A 288-nucleotide genomic window follows, 5' to 3' on the forward strand; every position below is an offset into this window, starting at 1 on the left:
GTATTCGGGCAGAAGCTCAATGTGCGCGCGAGCCTGGTGGAGTGGGAAAACCGCCTGAAGATCAATTACCTGATCAGCGACCTGGAAACCGGCGAACGCCTGACCCGCGCCAGCTCGGTGCAGGTCGCGGTAGAAATCGCCAGCCGCGAGATGCAACTGGCCTCGCCCAAGGTGTTTGTCGACGCCGTTACGCAGGTTCTGTCATGAGCCCGATCTTGTGCCTTCGTAACCTCTGTAGCCGCTGGCGCAGCCTGCAATCGGCTGCGCAGCAGCCGCAAAACCCGAGCC

General features: G+C 61.8%; 1 protein-coding gene. It reads left to right on the forward strand.

What is annotated here, in order from left to right; genetic code table 11:
* Positions 1–207, forward strand: a 207-nt coding sequence (locus COE49_RS27105; RefSeq protein ID WP_369689535.1) for a hypothetical protein, incomplete at its 5' end; no start/stop codon positions are given.
* Between the last annotated feature and the right edge of the window lie 81 nt (positions 208–288).

Source organism: Bacillus sp. AFS029637 (assembly GCF_002584985.1).
In the GTDB taxonomy this organism is placed as follows: domain Bacteria; phylum Bacillota; class Bacilli; order Bacillales; family Bacillaceae_G; genus Bacillus_A.